At 49.8% G+C, this 624-nt stretch carries 1 pseudogene; it reads right to left on the bottom strand.

Features of this window, described 5'->3' with window-relative positions:
- Positions 1-624: pseudogene (locus ABD259_RS25700) on the bottom strand (IS3-like element ISKpn1 family transposase); the annotation flags it as partial.

Raw genomic sequence — 624 nt, 5'->3', positions numbered from 1 at the left:
GTGCGAGCGTGATCCTGCGGTAGCCATAACGACCTTTGTGATAGTGGTATATCTTCCTGATGTTCTCTTTAAGACCCGCATACCTGTCCCCTTGCTTCAGTGCATTCATATTGTAATACCACGTGCTACGGGACATACCGGCCGCCCGCAGAAGGTCCCGCAGAGCGTGTTCATGCCTTAGTTCACTGATTATCAGGGCTTTTTGCCATTTTTTTCGCTCTGAACCAAGGCTTTCAACTTTTTTAGATAGGCATTCTCTGCCCGCAGATAACGCAGTTCGGCCCTGAGTTCTTCGGGGGAGAGTTTTTCCAGCTCTTTATCTGTTAGTGGTGGGATATTTTTTGGCTTTGTCATTTTTCCGGGCCGTCCGCATTGTATGTTTAAAAGACCTTCCGCTCCGGCATCGTTGTACACGTCGAGCCAGCGCCGGACAAGTATTTCTGCGGAGAGATTAAACCGGGCAGCCGCTTCACGCATCGTCAGGCGGTCACTGATAACCGCCCGGACGACCACGAGTTTAAATTCATCGGAATAATGATTATTTTTTGCAGTCAGGCCTTCTGCACCGTGGAACTGCCATGCCCTGACCCAGCGACGGACAGATGTTCTTTCAATACCAAAAAG

Source organism: Nocardiopsis rhodophaea, from assembly GCF_039530945.1.
GTDB classification, from domain to species: domain Bacteria; phylum Actinomycetota; class Actinomycetes; order Streptosporangiales; family Streptosporangiaceae; genus Nocardiopsis_C; species Nocardiopsis_C rhodophaea.
Note: the sequence above shows the minus strand (reverse complement) of the source record. Positions and strands in the feature narration are given on the sequence as shown.